This is a genomic window from Streptomyces sp. NPDC001231 (genome assembly GCF_042896885.1).
Lineage (GTDB): Bacteria > Actinomycetota > Actinomycetes > Streptomycetales > Streptomycetaceae > Streptomyces.
Genome location: NZ_JBIAXS010000059.1, coordinates 1 through 15,594, shown reverse-complemented (window position 1 = coordinate 15,594; position 15,594 = coordinate 1). Strand labels below are relative to the sequence as shown.

Annotated in this window: 16 protein-coding genes and 4 pseudogenes; 10 read left to right on the top strand and 10 right to left on the bottom strand. The window is 68.6% G+C overall.

Annotation, left to right across the window (positions count from 1 at the left end):
• The first annotated feature begins 390 nt into the window (after nucleotides 1-390).
• Complete coding sequence (locus ACFY3J_RS38230) at nucleotides 391-924, top strand: transposase (RefSeq protein ID WP_384187937.1); 534 nt, start codon at nucleotides 391-393, stop codon at nucleotides 922-924.
• A 16-nt stretch (nucleotides 925-940) separates the two neighbouring features.
• Nucleotides 941-1,167 (top strand): annotated as a pseudogene (locus ACFY3J_RS38225) (transposase family protein); the annotation flags it as partial.
• Between the two features lie 68 nt (nucleotides 1,168-1,235).
• Here the strand turns inward: ACFY3J_RS38225 and ACFY3J_RS38220 are convergent.
• A complete protein-coding gene (locus ACFY3J_RS38220; protein WP_390842836.1) occupies nucleotides 1,236-2,723 on the bottom strand; it encodes a peptidoglycan D,D-transpeptidase FtsI family protein in 1,488 nt (495 codons plus the stop codon).
• Between the two features lie 237 nt (nucleotides 2,724-2,960).
• Here ACFY3J_RS38220 and ACFY3J_RS38215 point away from each other — a divergent pair, with 237 nt between their 5' ends.
• Nucleotides 2,961-3,131, top strand: a complete 171-nt coding sequence (locus ACFY3J_RS38215) for a hypothetical protein (RefSeq protein ID WP_384187932.1) — start codon at nucleotides 2,961-2,963, stop codon at nucleotides 3,129-3,131.
• A gap of 297 nt (nucleotides 3,132-3,428) precedes the next feature.
• On the opposite strand, the pseudogene ACFY3J_RS38210 reads toward ACFY3J_RS38215, so the two are convergent.
• The 3 genes and pseudogenes from ACFY3J_RS38210 to ACFY3J_RS38200 all read right to left on the bottom strand — a co-directional run.
• A pseudogene (locus ACFY3J_RS38210) lies at nucleotides 3,429-3,887 on the bottom strand (VOC family protein); the annotation flags it as partial.
• A complete protein-coding gene (locus ACFY3J_RS38205) occupies nucleotides 3,842-4,519 on the bottom strand; it encodes an IS3 family transposase (RefSeq protein ID WP_390842835.1) in 678 nt (225 codons plus the stop codon). The pseudogene ACFY3J_RS38210 and the gene ACFY3J_RS38205, both read right to left, overlap by 46 nt.
• The gene (locus ACFY3J_RS38200; protein WP_384187927.1) at nucleotides 4,516-4,833 is read right to left on the bottom strand and encodes a transposase; all 318 of its coding nucleotides are present in this window, start codon (nucleotides 4,831-4,833) and stop codon (nucleotides 4,516-4,518) included. The genes ACFY3J_RS38205 and ACFY3J_RS38200 overlap by 4 nt, the downstream gene beginning before the upstream one ends.
• 542 nt (nucleotides 4,834-5,375) lie before the next feature.
• Here ACFY3J_RS38200 and ACFY3J_RS38195 point away from each other — a divergent pair.
• Both ACFY3J_RS38195 and ACFY3J_RS38190 read left to right on the top strand, forming a co-directional pair.
• A complete protein-coding gene (locus ACFY3J_RS38195) occupies nucleotides 5,376-6,044 on the top strand; it encodes a hypothetical protein (RefSeq protein ID WP_390842834.1) in 669 nt (222 codons plus the stop codon).
• A 160-nt stretch (nucleotides 6,045-6,204) separates the two neighbouring features.
• Nucleotides 6,205-6,756, top strand: coding sequence for a hypothetical protein (locus ACFY3J_RS38190; protein ID WP_384187922.1), 552 nt, complete (start codon nucleotides 6,205-6,207; stop codon nucleotides 6,754-6,756).
• On the opposite strand, the gene ACFY3J_RS38185 is transcribed toward ACFY3J_RS38190, so the two are convergent.
• Nucleotides 6,713-7,198 carry a transposase gene (locus ACFY3J_RS38185; RefSeq protein WP_384187919.1) on the bottom strand — a complete coding sequence of 162 codons (486 nt, stop codon included), beginning with the start codon at nucleotides 7,196-7,198 and terminating at the stop codon, nucleotides 6,713-6,715. The genes ACFY3J_RS38190 and ACFY3J_RS38185 overlap by 44 nt on opposite strands.
• 49 nt (nucleotides 7,199-7,247) lie before the next feature.
• Between ACFY3J_RS38185 and ACFY3J_RS38180 the strand changes: the two are divergent.
• Nucleotides 7,248-7,765 (top strand): annotated as a pseudogene (locus ACFY3J_RS38180) (transposase family protein); the annotation flags it as partial.
• Between the two features lie 321 nt (nucleotides 7,766-8,086).
• On the opposite strand, the gene ACFY3J_RS38175 reads toward ACFY3J_RS38180, so the two are convergent.
• On the bottom strand, nucleotides 8,087-10,411 hold the full coding sequence (locus ACFY3J_RS38175; RefSeq protein WP_390842833.1) for an FUSC family protein: 2,325 nt from the start codon (nucleotides 10,409-10,411) through the stop codon (nucleotides 8,087-8,089).
• 142 nt (nucleotides 10,412-10,553) lie between these two features.
• Nucleotides 10,554-10,772, bottom strand: a complete 219-nt coding sequence (locus ACFY3J_RS38170; RefSeq protein ID WP_390842837.1) for a hypothetical protein — start codon at nucleotides 10,770-10,772, stop codon at nucleotides 10,554-10,556.
• A gap of 395 nt (nucleotides 10,773-11,167) precedes the next feature.
• On the opposite strand from ACFY3J_RS38170, the gene ACFY3J_RS38165 reads away from it, so the two are divergent.
• From ACFY3J_RS38165 to ACFY3J_RS38155, 3 genes are all read left to right on the top strand, one after another.
• Nucleotides 11,168-11,452 carry a hypothetical protein gene (locus ACFY3J_RS38165; protein ID WP_384187558.1) on the top strand — a complete coding sequence of 95 codons (285 nt, stop codon included), beginning with the start codon at nucleotides 11,168-11,170 and terminating at the stop codon, nucleotides 11,450-11,452.
• A 309-nt stretch (nucleotides 11,453-11,761) separates the two neighbouring features.
• Nucleotides 11,762-12,202: a nuclear transport factor 2 family protein gene (locus tag ACFY3J_RS38160; RefSeq protein ID WP_390842832.1), complete on the top strand. Its 441-nt coding sequence runs from the start codon at nucleotides 11,762-11,764 to the stop codon at nucleotides 12,200-12,202.
• A 572-nt stretch (nucleotides 12,203-12,774) separates the two neighbouring features.
• Entirely contained in the window at nucleotides 12,775-13,053 is a 279-nt protein-coding gene (locus ACFY3J_RS38155; RefSeq protein WP_384187554.1) for a hypothetical protein, read from the top strand.
• 337 nt (nucleotides 13,054-13,390) lie between these two features.
• Here the strand turns inward: ACFY3J_RS38155 and ACFY3J_RS38150 are convergent, their stop codons facing one another.
• Nucleotides 13,391-14,071 (bottom strand): SMI1/KNR4 family protein, encoded by a 681-nt coding sequence (locus tag ACFY3J_RS38150; RefSeq protein WP_390842831.1) that lies wholly within the window; start codon nucleotides 14,069-14,071, stop codon nucleotides 13,391-13,393.
• A gap of 274 nt (nucleotides 14,072-14,345) precedes the next feature.
• Between ACFY3J_RS38150 and ACFY3J_RS38145 the strand changes: the two genes are divergently transcribed.
• Nucleotides 14,346-14,714: a VOC family protein gene (locus ACFY3J_RS38145; protein WP_390842830.1), complete on the top strand. Its 369-nt coding sequence runs from the start codon at nucleotides 14,346-14,348 to the stop codon at nucleotides 14,712-14,714.
• Between the two features lie 47 nt (nucleotides 14,715-14,761).
• On the opposite strand, the pseudogene ACFY3J_RS38140 reads toward ACFY3J_RS38145, so the two are convergent.
• Nucleotides 14,762-14,923, bottom strand: a pseudogene (locus ACFY3J_RS38140) (transposase family protein); the annotation flags it as partial.
• A 63-nt stretch (nucleotides 14,924-14,986) separates the two neighbouring features.
• On the bottom strand, nucleotides 14,987-15,202 hold the full coding sequence (locus ACFY3J_RS38135; protein WP_390842829.1) for a hypothetical protein: 216 nt from the start codon (nucleotides 15,200-15,202) through the stop codon (nucleotides 14,987-14,989).
• Nucleotides 15,203-15,594 lie beyond the last annotated feature (392 nt).

Sequence of the window (15,594 nt, the reverse complement as noted above, 5' to 3'; positions counted from 1 at the left end):
GCTACAGACACTACTCGCGGTCTGGACCGGCACCTGTCCGACCTGCCACCGCGACATACCAGCACCAATACGGACCTGACCAAGCCCTACTAGCCTGTGATGCATGCATCAGACCCGAAGGCGCGACCGGCGCCTGGCTCGTCGTGCGCGGCCGGAGCCGGCCCGGCGCCAGGCTTCGCGGCTCACGGTCGTGGGGGCTGATGTGGTGGTGGTTGGCTACTTCTCCGCGAAAGAGAAGGACTTCGTTGAACTCCGCGGTCAAGGCCCGCACCCAGGCGCTCAACCAGCTCAAGGCCGTGCTGGTCAACGCTCCATCCGCCCTGCGCGAGACTCTGGAGCCGCTCTCAGCCTGAGTACTGGCCCGCCGTTGCGCGGAGCTGGTCGACCCCGGTGAGGGGCAACCTGGCAGCCGAGACGGCAGTCTTCACGCTCCGACTGCTCGCACAGCGCGTGTTGCGGCTTCGGCACGAGGTCACCGAGCTCGCGCGGCGAATCACCGCAGCGGTGCGGGCCAGCGCACCCAGCCTGCTGGAGCGGTTCGGGATCGGACCGGACAGCGCTGCGGCCCTGCTGATCGCCGCCGGCGACAACCCTGAGCGGCTGAGCGAGGCATCCTTTGCCGCACTGTGCGGCGCCAGCCCGGTCGAGAAGCCCTCGGGGAAGACCCAGCGCCGTCGGCTCAACCGGGGCGGGGACCGGCAGGCCAACGCCGCATTGCATCGCATCGTGGTCACCTGCATGCGCCAGGACGAGCGCACCCGCGCTTACCTGGAGCGACGCACCGCCGCGGGCCGAGGAAAGCGCGGGATAATGCGCTGCTTGAAGCGCTACGCGGCCCGCGAAGTCCACGCCCTGATATGCGCCGACATGATCACATGCCGCCAGCGGCCTGACGACCCATCAGCCCCCATGACCGCTGCTTGACAAACATAGGGACATCAAACACAAGAAACACGGCATGAACGTGCAGGTCATCGCCGACCCCTTCGGTCGAGTGCTGTGGGCCTCACCGGCCCTGCCCGGCGCCGTCCACGACATCCGCGCGGCCCGCGCACACGGCATCGTCGACGCCCTCGTCGAGGCCGGCATCAAGTGCTGGGCAGCATCCAGGGCGCCGGAGGCACGGTTCGCGTTCCCTACCGCGGCAGGTGGGAGATGCTTTCCGCGACAGGGAGGTGTCTAACCGTTGCCGGTCAGACACCTCATCCTTGGATGTCCGGCCTGGTGCGAGCCCTCTACTGCTGTAGTACTGCCTTCATGACGCTGCGGGCGATGGGAGCGCCGAGTCGGCCGCCGGAGATGTCCTGGCGGGAGATGTTCATGTCGGTGGGGTCGATGAACACGGCGACGGCGACCGAGGCGCCGTCTGGCCTTTTGCCGTAGGAGACGAACCAGCCGTAGGGCACTTCATCGGCGACGTTTACGCCTCGCTGCGCGGTGCCGGTCTTGCCGCCGACAACGATGCCGTCGATCAGCGCGCGCTGGGCGCTGCCTTCTTTGGCAGTGTGCTCCATCATCTGCTGCACCTTCTGGGCGGTGGCGGCGGAGACGGCCTGGTTCATGACGGCCGGCTCAGTCTTCTCCAGGGTGCTCAGGTCGGGTCCGCGGATCTCGTCGACGATGTAGGGCTGCATGAGTTTGCCGTCGTTGGCCAGTGCCGCGGTGACCATGGCCATCTGCATGGGGGTGCTGGTGAGGCTGCCTTGACCCATGCCGGTCAGAGCGGTTCCTGGCTTGTCCAGGTCCTGGGGATAGATGCTCTTCGTGGCGCGCAGGTCTGCGAAGTCCGGCGAGTAAACGTCCTCATTGAACCCGAATTTCTCCGCCGTCTCGCGCATCCGGTCCTGTCCCAGTTTGGCGGCGGCGTCGAGGAAGACGTTGTTGCAGGAGTACTGCATGGCGGTCTTCATGGAAGCCTTGCTGCAGACCGCGTCGCCGGCCTCGCTGCCGATCCGGTTCGTCGACTGGGGCAGCTTGTAGGGGGATTCCGCCTCGCTCGGGGCGTCGATGTCCGTGACCACGCCGTGCTCAAGGGCCGCGGCGGCCGTGAGGATCTTGAACGTGGATCCGGGCGGATAGGTCTCCCGCAGCGGCCGGTTCGCCAGCGGCTTGCGCTTGTCCTTGTCCAGGGCCACGAACCTATCGGACTCCTTGAAGGTGTTGCCCGCGAACACCGACGGATCGTAGGACGGCGCCGATGCCAGGGCCAGCACCTTCCCGGTCTTCGGATCCAGAGCGACCACAGCCCCCCGTGCACCCTTCAGACCGGTCAGGCCCTCATAGGCCGCCTTCTGCGCCCGCGGGTCGATCGTGGTTACCACGGCCCCTGTGCCACGGTCCTTGCCCGTCGCCACGTCCAAGAAGTGCTGGAACGCCAGACGGTCGTCCTGCCCTGACAGGATGCCGTCATAAGTCTTCTCCAGCAGCGACATGCCCTGCGCCTGCGACGCGAAGCCGGTCACCGGCGCGTACATCGGCCCATTGACGTAGGTGCGCTTGTACTTGAGTTCCCTGCCCGCGACCGCCTCGGACCCGGTCACCGCCTTGCCGCCGACGATGATGTCACCCCGCGGAGAGGCGAACCGTTCGATCAGGACGCGGCGATTATTCGTGTCCGACGCCAGCTCGTCAGCGTGCACGTACTGCAGCCAGTTCGCCCGTATCAGCAAGGCCAGCATCAGCAGGCCGCAGAAGACAGCGACCGCCCGCAAAGGCCGGTTCATGGCCGGCCTCCATTTGTGAGCCCGGGCATCGTGGCCGTGGTCAACTGGGCAGGTTGCAGGCAGAGTCTGACGGATATGAGGATAGGTAGCGCCATGCGAGCACCATAGCCCGCACATGAGTCCGGGCCCCCTGTCGCTTTCGAGCGTCGCTGACAGGGCTGATACGCAACGCGCCGCGCCCCGGCGACCAGGGACTTCACCAGGTTGCCAGACCAACTGACAAGCTGCTGTGACAGGTTGGAAAAGTCTCACTGGCTCATCGGTGAACTCGTGCGCGCCGGAATGGAGACCGCGGACCCGATCCGGGACAACGGCATCGACCTGCTCGTCTCCCCAGCCGACCACGGTTGGACGCAACCGATCCAGGTCAAGACCTCGCGCGATCGGAACATCAACGTGTACCCGTAGTACGTCCGGGGCCGACTCGTCCGACTCCCACTCCTGTTGGTCCACATCCTGCTCCGCGACAGCCGGGCGCCGATGCCAGCCGATGCCGAAGGTGTCTGCCTCCACTCCTACAACGACTACTCGCCGAGACTTCTTGTACTGACCCCCGTCGAAGCCTGGGCGCTACCCACCAACAGCGGAAAGAGGGCTCTCCTGCCGTTTGTGCGGGTCAGGCTGTCGTGAGTTGGCGGCTGGGGAGGGCGGGGCCCGGCGCCGCGCACTGCTGCACTGCCATGAGGGAGTGGACGGAGTTCCGCGTCAGCCCCGGCCGAGGACGCAGAACTCGTTGCCCGCCGGGTCGGCCAGGACGCCCCAGGGGACGTCACCCTGACTCACGTCGGCCCGTATCGCGCCGAGGCCTTCGAGCCGGGCGACCTCCCTCGCCTGATCCTCGACGGGGTCGGACATCACGTCGAGATGGACGCGGTTCCATACGACCTCGTCGTCGGGCGTGCGGCGGAACTCCAGGTACGGCCCGACGCCCTTGACGGAGCGCAGCAGGGCGCGGTCGTCGGTCAGCTCGTGGACGGTCCAGTCGATCGCCTCGCCCCAGAACCGGACCATGGCCCGTGGGTCGGCGCAGTCGACGACCACGGCGGCTATCGGCCCGGTGTCCCGGTAGAGCTCCCGGGGCTCCAGGACGCTGAACACGTTGCCTTCCGGGTCGGCCATCACCGTCCACGGCGCGTCGCCCTGGCCCACATCGGCGGGCGTCGCCGCAGAGCTCGGTATTGGACTCCGCGGTCCGAGTGGTGTGTGCGGCCGGTGAGGTCGGCGCCGGTGTGCCGGCGGCGCCAGATCGCCATCTCCAGCGCGTCGAGGGCGAGGTCGGTGTAGAGACTGGTGGCGACCTGCCAGCCGACGACCATGCGGGAGAAGACGTCGATCACGAAGGCGGCGTACACCCAGCCGGAGAAGGTGCGGATGTAGGTGATGTCCGCTACGCACAGCTGGTTCGGCGCGGTCGCGGTGAACTGCCGCTCGACCAGGTCGGCGGGCCGGGCGGTCTCGGGGGACGGCCGGGTGGTGCACGGGCTCTTGGCCCGGATCACCCCACGCGGTCCGGCCGCGCGCATGAGGCGCTCGACCGTGTAGCGGGCCACCTCGAATCCCTCGCGTACCAGGGCTGCGTGGACCTTGCGTGCCCCGTAGACACCGTAGTTGGCCTCGTGGATCCGGCGGATCTCCCAAGTGAGTTCCTCGTCGCGCAGGCTGCGGGCCGAGGGCGGGCGGGTGCGGAAGGCGTAGTAGGTGCTCGGCGCGATCGGCGTGTCCGTCTCGGCGAGAACGTAGCAGATAGGCTGGACGCCGAACGTCTCCTTGTACTGGTCGATGCAGGCGACCTTCATCGCAGTGAACGGTCCAGCTCCGCTGCGAAGAAAGCCGAGGTGGACTTCAATGGCGCGTTCGCCCGCCGCAGTTCCTTCATCTCCCGCTCGAGCTCCGCGATCCGGGCGGCGTCGGCACTGGTGGTGCCAGGCATGATGCCTTCGTAGGTCTCGGCCCGCTTGACCCACCCGCGCAGGGCCTCGGGATGCATATCGAGCTGGTCGGCGATGCGCTTGATCGCACCGGCCCGGCCGGCCGGGTCCTTGCGCGCCTCGACCGCCAAGCGCGTCGCGCGCTCGCGCAGTTCGTCGGGGTACTTACGGGGAGCAGCCATGAACGGCATCCTTCCGGGTCTTCGATGTCTCCATCAAACCCGGGGCGGTTCAAACCGCTGCCTGTCGTTCACGCTGCTGCACGGCTGACAGCCTGCTACAGCGCCCGAAGGGACAGCACCCGCGGGCAACACGAAGCCCCGCCGCAACTCGACTGCGGCGGGGCTTCGCCGTGCAGCGGTCAACCTGCGCTAAAGGTCCCACACCACCTCGGAGCCGGACTCGCCGCAGGCGTCACACTTGCCAGCACAGGGCAGACGAGCACCGCGAATGGTGCAGCAGGGTAGACAGAACGCATAACGGCCCCTCACAGTCAGCAAATAGTCGAGCAGATGCTGCCCCGACCAGATCGACACCCCACCACGGAGGTCGGGCGCACAGGTGCACAAACACCAGGGATCATCCCGATACCCCGGCGAGTTTGCCCCGCCTCTGGGCCCCACGGGCCGGTCTCAGCGACCGCTTGAACCGGACCGACCGAGGAGGACGTATGCGAGACAAAGGAAGGGCCACAGAGACAGCGGACTCCCGCTACCCGCGGCGTGTGTTGGCGTGGCTGATAGCGGCGGTGGCGCTGTTGGCCGGCCTGATGGCGACGAGCTCATCCGCCATGGCAACCGACCTGCCGTACGGGCCGTACACCTGCGCCGCAGGCTACGTGTGGCGGGATGCGTACGCGGGCGACCAAGTCTGCGTGACGCCGGCGATCCGCACCCAGACCGCGACGGAACACGCGCTGGGCCCCTCACGCCGCGAGCCGAACGGCGGCATTTACGGCCCGGACACCTGTAGGCAGGGCTTCGTCTGGCGCGCAACGCGACCCTCGGATCACGTGTGCGTGCCGCCGGACAGCCGCGACCAGGCCAGCAGCGACAACGCCAACGCAGTCTCGCGGCTGGCTGACCCGGGTGCGACGCCGCGCGGCGGAGTGTCCGTCACCACCACGTCGTCCCCGACCGGCGGTCGCCTGTTCGCCACCGGCAGCGGGCTCACGCCCTACAGCACGGTGCGGTTCTACAGTGCCCCGACGACCTGGCCGGTCTCGCTGGGCCGACTGACAGCCGACGCCGCCGGAACCCTGCAGGGATGGCAGCAGGTTGCGGCCCTCCACTGCGACAGCGGACCGTACCCAGCCACCATCGTGGTGCTTGACCAGGGCACGGGCCTCGTCACCACCGCCGGCACCACCGACGCATTCCACCCCTGCTCCTGAGCCGGCACGCCCACGGCTGCATCCTGAGCGTGCGGCATCCCAGTGTAAGAAGCTGTTGTCTTTCCGGACTTGAGGACTGCGTTTCCGCTGGTCGGGCGTAGAGTCGGCGGCCCCGTGGGAGTAATGGCCTGTCGTGCTGTCGCTCCTCGGGAGGTCGTGGATGCAGTCGGTGGTTGGACTGTTGGAGCAGCATGAGCTGGGTGCTCGCCGTCGCGTGGACGAGCTGGGAGAGGAGGCCAACCGCGTCCAGGCCGAGTTGGCCGTGGCCGAGCGGGAATGGAAGGAGTGGGCCATCGCCCGCTCGCGGGTCGGCGAGGTGCTGGCTCCTGCGGACGAAACCGGGCAGGACCATGGCCGGGCCGACCGCACCGCGCAGGCCGTCGTGGAGCGAGCCGGGAAGGCGTCGCGGGTGCCGGAGGCGGCGAAGGCGAAGTCGCAGGTGCCGGTGTGGTGCGAGGGGCTGGCCTGGTCGGCACCGTCGGTGGACCACCAGCGCATCCTTAAGGTCCTGGCGGACCGGGCACGGCTGGGCCAGGAGCTGGTGGGCTGCCAGGAGATGGCCGCGGAATTCGGCATGGACGTCGTGCCGGCGCGGGTGGAGGCACTGCGGTCGAAGGCGAAACGACTGGTGGCCCGCGGCTGGCTGGCCGAGCCGCAGCCGCGCCGGTTCACGCCCGCGCAGGGTGTGGCCAGGCCAGTCGGCGGGTCATGACCAGGGTCATCGACCAGGAGACCATCGCTTCGGCGCTGGTGGTGCGGCGCTCGAAGTCGCGGACCAGGCGGCGGGTGCGCATCAGCCACGCGAAGAGGCGCTCGACGATCCACCGCTTGGGCAGGACCACGAACCCCTTCTGGTCGTCGCTGCGTTTGACGATCGCCAGCACCAGCGCGAGCGCGGCCAGGCAGTACTCGACGAGGCTGCCGGTATAGCCGCCGTCGGCCCAGACCAGGGCCAGGCGGTGGTGCGCGTCGGCCACCCGCCCCAGCAGGACCTGGGCGGCGGTGCGATCGCCGACATCCACGCTCGTGACCATCACGCCCAGCAGCAAGCCGAGCGTGTCGACCACGACGTGCCGCTTGCGCCCGTTGACCAGCTTACCGCCGTCGAAGCCCCGGCTGTCCGTTCCGACCACGGCGTCCGCCTTGATGGACACGAAGCGTGGAGGACGGCCGTGTCAACGTGAGGCCGTCGAGGCACTGGCGGAGCACGCCCCCGACCTGCATTCCGCATTGGCCGCGGTGGATCCGCCAGACTCCGCCATCGTGGACGGGACCTTGATCCCGACTGACCGGGTCAGGACCGACGAGCCCTACTACTCGGCCAAGCAGAAGCGCCACGGGATAAACGTGCAGGTCATCGCCTCTGCCAACGGGACCCCGTTGTGGTTCTCGCGGGCGTTGCCCGGCCGGACCATGATCTGACCGCGGCCCGCGCGCACGGCATCGTCCAGGCGTGCCTGACCCGACAGATCCTCGTCCTGGCCGACAAGGCATACCGCGGAGCCCATGCGACTGTCCGCACCCCGTACTACGGGCGTGACCTGCCGGAACGGTACAAGCAGTTCAACGCCGACCACGCCCGCCTGCGGGCACCCGGCGAACGGGCCTTCGCCCGGCTCAAGCAGTGGCGCATCATCCGCGAAGCCCGCTGCAGCACGAACCGGATCAGCCGCACCGTCGCCGCCGTTCACGCCATCGAGATCGGCTGGCGCTCAGGATGAGAAAGGTTCACTGACACCAAACGGAGAGATCGCACACAATCCGAGAGAAACACCCGAACACCCCGAGCTAAAAGCGGCCTGCTATTTCCTCTTGTTGACTCGATTGACAACTGTGGCGCTGCGTCCAGCGAATTCCCCGATGCGGCGTTGTGCCCATCCTTGGGAAAGGCCGTACCGGATGCGGGCGTGGGCCTGGGCGCCCGTGAGCAGGGGCGGTTCGGTGCCGGGGCGCAGTCGGCGTCCGCGCTGTCCGTGTCCGCGCCGAGCCTGCACCGCCTGATCCTCTCCGCGGCCCGGGGGTTGCCGTTAACCGACCTTGTGCTACCGCCACCAGGGGCGGCGGCGGACCTCCGCCATGTGCTGCGCGGGCTCGCTCACCGACTGGGCGTCTTTGCTCAGGTGATGCAGGTGCTCTTGCACCCAGAGCAGGTGCGGGTGCGGCAGTTCAAGCTCCGGCGACGCTTCGACTGGTGCGTTCGCGTCGACCGTTGACGCCTGCCTTGGCATGGCTGGCGTCATCAACAGCGGCGGCGAAACCGTCGTCGGTCCGGGTGATGGCCGGCTCACCTCCTGGGCGATCGTTCCGTAGAACCCGGCCAGGTCCACCGCCTCGATCCGGAGTCCGGTGCAGGCCGGCGCACCCGCGTACCCGTCCGACCCCGCCAGCGGCAGGCAGGCGCTCCCGGGGGCGGCCGACGTGGCCGGCCGCAGCGCAGCCAGGGTATGCGCGGTCAGCCGCAGCCGGGTCGCGGCGTTGACCAGCGTCCACAGGTCTTCCTTGCCCAACTTCTTGCTTCCCTGCTCGGTGAGGAAGCAGCGCATCGCATCGTCGAGCCTGATGCCCGCCCTCACCACGGCGATCGAGGCGGCCGGCGGCACCATCAGCTCGCTGAGCGCCCAGTCCACCGCCTGGGTCAGGAACGCCGCGCCGGAGCGGAAGGCGTCGGCGAGATCGTCGCCGACCACCGACGACACCCCGCGTGGCCACAGCAGCACGCCGACCGCCAGGCTGACACCGCAGCCGATCGCCACGTCCTCGATCCGCAGCAGCCCGATCGTCCAGCCGACCGGGGCGAGCAGGTTGAACACCACCACGACCGTCACCGTGAAGGCGGCCTGCCCGACCAGGAACGGCGTGGTTCCCGGCGCGTACGCGGCGACGAGCACCGCCACCGGGAATACCGCCCACAGCGCGCCGGGATGGGTCCCGATCGCGATGAGCAGCGCCGTCCCCACCACGAAGCCGACGACGGTGCCGCCCAGCGCGCGCAACGCCGTCGATCCGGTCGCCGCGGCGCTGGTGCGCAGCACCGACAGCGTGCCAAGCACCACCCAGAACGCGTGCTGCACCCCGGACGCGTCCGCGACGGCGACGGCAGCGGCGAGCGCCACCGCCGCGCGCAGCGAGTTGAGGAACCAGACCGAGCGGACGGACGCGTGGCGCCGCACCAGTGTGACCGCACCGATCAGGCCCTGCATTCGGGGTGAGTTGGCCGCTGCGGCCAGCGCGGCGGTGGCAGGCGTGGCGTTTGCAGGCACGATGGCGGCCGGGGCCGCCGCGGCGGTGGCAGCGTCGGTGGAGAAGCCGAACCAGTCACGGCGCTCCGCCTCGACCGCCTCGGCGGAGGCACGGTGGCTGACGATCAGCGCGTCCGCGGCGGCGCCGCGGGCGACGACCGCGATCGACTGCGCGTGCACCGCCTGCGCCGCCGCGACCCGTGCGTCCGGCTCGCCGGCGCGGCCGGACAGGTCACGCAGACGCTCCGCCGACAGCGTCCGCGCCTTCTCCAAAGCGGCGAAATCGAGGTTGGCCGCCTGGCCGGCGAGCAGCGCCTGCGTATCGGCGAACAGGCCTGCGGCGGCGCGCAGCAGCGCGCGGTCTTGCGGGCAGGAACGGGCCAGGTCGATGTGCCCGTCGAACGCGTCGCCAACCTGCGACGCGCCCCACTCCAGCAGCTGCACCAAGCTGCCCAGCGCTTGGTCGGCGGTGCCAAGCATGGTCGGGCGATACGGCGCGGCGTCGAACGCGGCGCGCAGTCGCTCCTTGGCCGCGCGCATCGCCGCGGGCGTCGTCGTCTGGCCGTCGGCGGCGGCTCGCAGCCGGCCGGCCAGCTCGCCCGCCAGTTCGGCGGTGGCGGCGCGCAGCCGGTCCCCCGGCGCGGGCGGCGAGAGCAGCAGCACCGCGATGGTTCCGGCGACGGACGCCATCCACCAGCCCTCAAGCCGGCTCGGAATCGTGGCGGCGCCGCCCGCGGAGACAACCGGCAGCACGTAGGCGAACATGGCCGCGATGGCGCCGGTCGCCGCGTTCGGGCCGACGATTCCGCCGAAGAAGATCGCGAACGTGACGGGGACCGTGACCAGGGCGGCGAGCCAGGTTGTCCCGCTCACCAGCGTGCCGATGATCAGCGCGAGGCTGCCGACGACGGCGAGCTGCGTGTGCGCGGACAGCTTGTTGGTCCTGGTACCGCCGAATCCGGCGATGACCAGCGTGGCGATCCCGCCGAAGGTGGCGTACAGCGCGGTCTGCGGGCTGCCGATCACCTTGTAGGCGATCGCGAACAGCGACGGGACAACGATGGCCGCCCGCACGGCGCGCATCGCGGCTGGTACTGACCAGGTCGGTTTCCACCATTCCTGCGGCACCCAGTCAACCCTACCTACGGAACTCGTGCCGGGTGACGCTAGGGCTCGGTGGGGAGCGTTCTGTTCATCCTGTTCGCCATCACGGTGTGGATCGCGGTCGGCGCCGTGGCTTGCGCCGTGCCGGCGCGGTGATGCTGGCTGCTCAGCTCGTGGCCGGCTTCGCCGCGATGGCTTCGAGATCGACCTTGAAGCTCGGCCATATGAACCTGTCCACCACCGCCATCATCGACGCTATCTCGTGCTTGATCACCTCGCGCCGGACGACCCAGTACGCGTCGACGTCATTTTCGTCGACCAGCCACTGGCGCACGCTCACGATGTCCGTCAGGCTCGCTCCGGCCTTCGGGAGGATGCCCTCGATGTTGCGTCACCGCCTGTCTCGCCTGATCGGTGATGTTGTCCGCCAGCGCGCCGTTCTCGTTCAGCCCAGGCGTTCCCGACACGAGGATCAGCTCGTAGCCGGGCGGAACGCGAACCGCATCCGCATCGTGGCCGATCCGCTCCGACACGGGGAGCAGATGACTTCGGGCTTGCTCTTTCCAGTACCTCCTTCGAACTAGTCACCGCGGGACTCTGGCATCCTGCCTGGCGGGCAGGGCTCCGCCGGGGCTCGGTCGCCGCTGCTCCCCCGTGAGCCACCGGCCAGCCGCCCGCCTCGCCAGACGACACGCTCTCAGCCGCCGGTGCCTTGTCGACGTTCAACAAAACGCCTGGCCGCGAGAGAGCGGCGACGAGGGACCGCCGAGCGCACGGCAGATGAGCCGGCGCCTGCACGGCGAACGCATGATCGAGGGCACCTGGCGCCGGCGCCTTCACGACCTGGAATGGAACACACTGCCGAACGGGGCCTTCGTCCCGCACGACGGGACACCGGCACTGGTGCTGGACTCGGAGCTAATCGAGTGGACCGAACGCGGCTACCAGAACCGCAGGTCCCGCCCCACGCACGGGCAGGCCGAGGTCATCACCCCGCCCTCGATCCCCGCGATCCTGCGCGCGGGCTACCGCGCCCAGATCGACGAGGCGGCCGTCTCTCGCTGAGGACCACCGCCGTGCTCCAGGCTCGGCCCGGCACAAGACCGCTGCTATCAAGCCTTTCACCTGCACCGTCACAGTCGGCGCGTGCGCTTGACACTCCTCAGCGCCCTCCCAATTCTTTGGGTTTGACAGCCCAAAAAAGTGCATAAAGTGGGTTGCGCTGCCCAATGAAGGAGAGCGTCTCACGACGGTGCGGAACGAGTCCGACGCACGTGACGGGACGCTCATGCAGGCACCAGGCACCGGCGCCCCCGCGCCCAGGCCGGCGCCGAACGCGATCCGGCGATAGACGAACACGAGGAGGGCGCAGAGATGACGCCGAACAACACCGACGAGCAGATCCGCCACGTCTTCGACGAGTGGCACCGGGCCGTCAAGGACCAGGACGCCGAGGGCATGGCCGCCCTCTACGCGCAGGACGGGGTGCTCGAGACCCCGGCCGTGCTGGCCCTGTGGCCCGAGCGCGAGGACGCCGTCGTGCACGGCAGTGACGCCATCGCGCAGTTCTTCGCGCAAAGCTTCCAAGCCCGCAGCGGCGAAGGGGTCTTCGAGGACTGGTTCCGCAGCGGGCAATACTTCTCCGACGGGCGGTTGCTGATCTGGGAGTACCCGCGCGAAACCCCGAAGGGCGACCAGACGGACGTGGTCGAGTCCATGGATCTCGAGAACGGGCTGATCACCCACCACCGCGTCTACTGGGGATGGGTGGGGTTCAACAAGCTCCACAACGCCATCAACAAGGCCCGACAGTAGGCGGCACCGGTTGCCTGCAGGCCCACGGCCGGGGCGCCCGCTGCTGCAGGCGTCGGGCGCCCTGCCGCTATCCCGAAGGAGCGGCCCGGCGTGTTCACGTCCCAGGGACGAATTGCCCCCTCCGCATACTGCTTGTCGGGAACTGTGCGCCCCATGAGCGTGCTGTTCGAGCCCGGCCCGAGCTGCACCGGCGCAGATGGGGCGGGGCCGTGAGCTCCATCGCGGAAAGTCGCCCGAACGGGGCGCTCTCGGATCCAGTGCGGTCGAAGTCATGCCAGCATGCCAGCCCCGACCGCTTCCGGAAAATCGCGCGGTACTCGGCCTGAAGGATGCTGCTGGTTAATTCGGTGGGAGCTCTTGTGGCTGGTCGTGGCCTTGGGGGGCTGTGGGCTGGGCTGCGATGGCCGTGGCGGGGTTGGGGTGTGAGTGATGCAGCCGGCGCCCCACCGTGCCGCCGGCCGCCCAGTTCCGGGCGATCAGGTCGGCGAGGTCTTCTCGCCCAGCCCCCTGCCGCACGGACTCCACACGCGAACGTAACAACTTCCTACTCCCTACAGAGACAACGTGTCCTCATGCTGATCGCAATCGCCGCCGTGGGTATCACGGTCTTCTGCCTCACGCTCTGGTGCTCGCTCACCGTTGCCCGGATGCAGGACCTCCCCACGTGGCGCCGATACCTCCCCCTGTCCCTCTTCCTGATCGCGCTCAGCGCCAGCCTCCTGCGCGCCTTCGACATCCCCCAGATAGCCAACGCCATTGCCTTCCCCCTGAACCTCGCGGTCGTCGTCACTTCGCTGTACGAGATCCGCGCTCGACAGAGCAGAAACCGAGCCGGGCTTCCCACCGGCTGAACTGGGAGCCGCTGGCGTGCCGGTTGGCGCAGGCGACACGAAAACACCCCCTCCGAAAGGTCTCGGAGGGGGTGTTTGCCCTAATAGGGCGGTTGTGGCTGGGGCCGGGATCGAACCGGCGACCTTTGACGACGGAGCCCTGCCACCTGATCCGTAGGCGCGTTAACCCCGGATGCGTATGGCGCCGACCAGCAATTCAGCGCCGTCAGTTCAGAGCGGTGGACCGGAACTGGTCTGCCGTTGTGCGCCGCTGTACGTGGCTGTTGATGTCAGGCGCCGATGTCAGGGGGTCGTCCCGTTTCCGCTGGTCAAGTTGTCGTTGGCCAGGGCGACGGGCCTACGGTGCCGACAGGGCGGTTTGCTCGGCCTTCTCCAGCCAGTCGCTGTACCAACGGGCGAAGGTCACCGGCTTCCCGTCGTCATCGAGGAGCGGCACGAGGTCGACGTCGTCCGCCCGGCCGTCGGACCAGATCGTGCCGCGGTGACTGCCACTGATGATCAGCCACTCCCGCAGGGCACACCCCAGATGACAGATCACGATCGCACCCTCAGTGCGTTCGGGAGCGAACATGACGGCATCCCACCGTTCGTCCCACGCCTCGATGGCGTCGTCGAAGTCCTCGATATCGTCGAAGTCCTCTTCCTCGGGACGTTGGGCAAGGAGGTCGTCGAGCAGCTTCGGGTCCGGGCCCTGGTCGGGAAACGGCTCGGCCAGCCTCGTCAGGTCGGCCAGGTCCGCGCCGTCGCCTTCCCAACGCCAGCGGCCTTGCACGCGCCGAACGGGGAACAGGCCGTACGCGGGGCCGGCGCCACCCGTGCCAACGTGGAGCAGGAAGGCCCGGTACTCCTCCGGTAGCTGCACGCCTATCTGAGCCTCGAGTTCGGCAAGCCCGCCCCGGGTGAGCGGCTCCTCCAAGACCCACTTGTGCCCCAATGCCCCGAACACCTTGCCGCCCCCAGGCCCTGCGCCCGCTGCCTCGACCCGCTGACGTACGCCCGCCCACCACTGATCAGTCATGCGCAGACCGTACGTGCAGCCACCGACACCCGGGTTGCGGGTCCCACTGTTGCCGTCCCGACGGGCTCAGGAACGGCCCGACAACCCAGGCTCCCTCGGCACGACACGACGTCGGCCAGCTGAGACCCTCGGTGCCCGACCAGCGCACTCAGTCACGCCCACCAGCAAGATCAGCAGTCTGCGTTGTAGATCGTCCGGCGGGGTGGTTTTGCCGATGAGTTCACCGTCCTCGAACGGTCTATCCAGCGACACGACCGTTCTCGACAGGAGTGCCATGTCCACCATCCAGCCAGTGATCGTGACTGCCGACCAGGACGTTCTGCTCGGCTTCTATACGAAATTGTTCGGCGCTGAGGAGATCTTCCGGGTGCCGGCGGAAGGCCCGGCCTTCTACCTCGGCTTGCGCATCGGCGACACCGACCTCGGGCTGGTAGCCAAGGCGAACCCGGGGACTGGGGCGGCGCCGCGGATCCTGCTCAGCATCGGTGTCGACGACGTCGACGAGACGCTCGGCCGGGTGGCGGCGCTGGGCGGCTCGGTCCGCGGCGGCCCCAACGACATGCCGTGGGGACAGCGCGTCGCCCACATCCAGGACCCCGACGGCAACCCGGTGAACCTCACTCAGCCGATCCCGGCCCGATGACGCTGTTCCGGGGGCATGTGCTGATCGTGGGCTACCTGCGGTAGAGATCAATTGTCGGTAGTGGCCTCGATGTTCGTCAGGACGAGCAGCGCGCGAAACAGGTGGGTGGCGCGGGCAGGGTCAGTACGGAGCTTGGTGAGGATCCTCCAGTTCTTCAGGTGGGCGAAGCCGCGCTCAACGGGGGCACGTCCGGCGGCAAGGACCCGGTTGGCCTCCTTCTCTGCGGGGGTGACGAAAACCAACGACCATGCCGGGGACACCGTGTCCCTGGTCTACCAGTGCCGACTGCCGCTGTCCTCGCACACCGTCAACCACCTCGCCGACCTGCTGCGACGGCATCTGAAGGCGATACGGTCCCGGTGGCGGGTGCTGCCACCGGGGAGGATCGCGGTGATCGTCCTGGCCGTGCTGCGGCACAGCTGTTCTTCGAGCCCGTCCAGCTCCGCACATCGCGCGGCGATCCGCTCCAGCACCTCGGGGGCCGTCATGCGCCGGAGCGTAGGAGCGGCACCCGCGACGACGGGTGGGAATCCGCAAAACCGCCCCGCCAGACGATCTACACCGCAGACTGCCGCCCACGACCAGCACGAGCACCCCGAAACAACGTCACACCAGCCCCCTGACCAGCTATTTCAAGATGGCGCAGCTTCATGGATTGGCACCTGCACCGGTGCCCGAAGCACCGTCTGTGAGCAGGGGAAGATCCGTCGTTGACTGTCGTCATCTGTCGACGTTGGCCACCCTCGGACGGCCCACAGACGGCCCCGGCCCAGGCTCCGAAGAGCCTCTAGTAGGGCTTGGTCAGGTCCGTATTGGTGCTGGTATGTCGCGGTGGCAGGTCGGACAGGTGCCGGTCCAGACCGCGAGTAGTGTCTGTAGC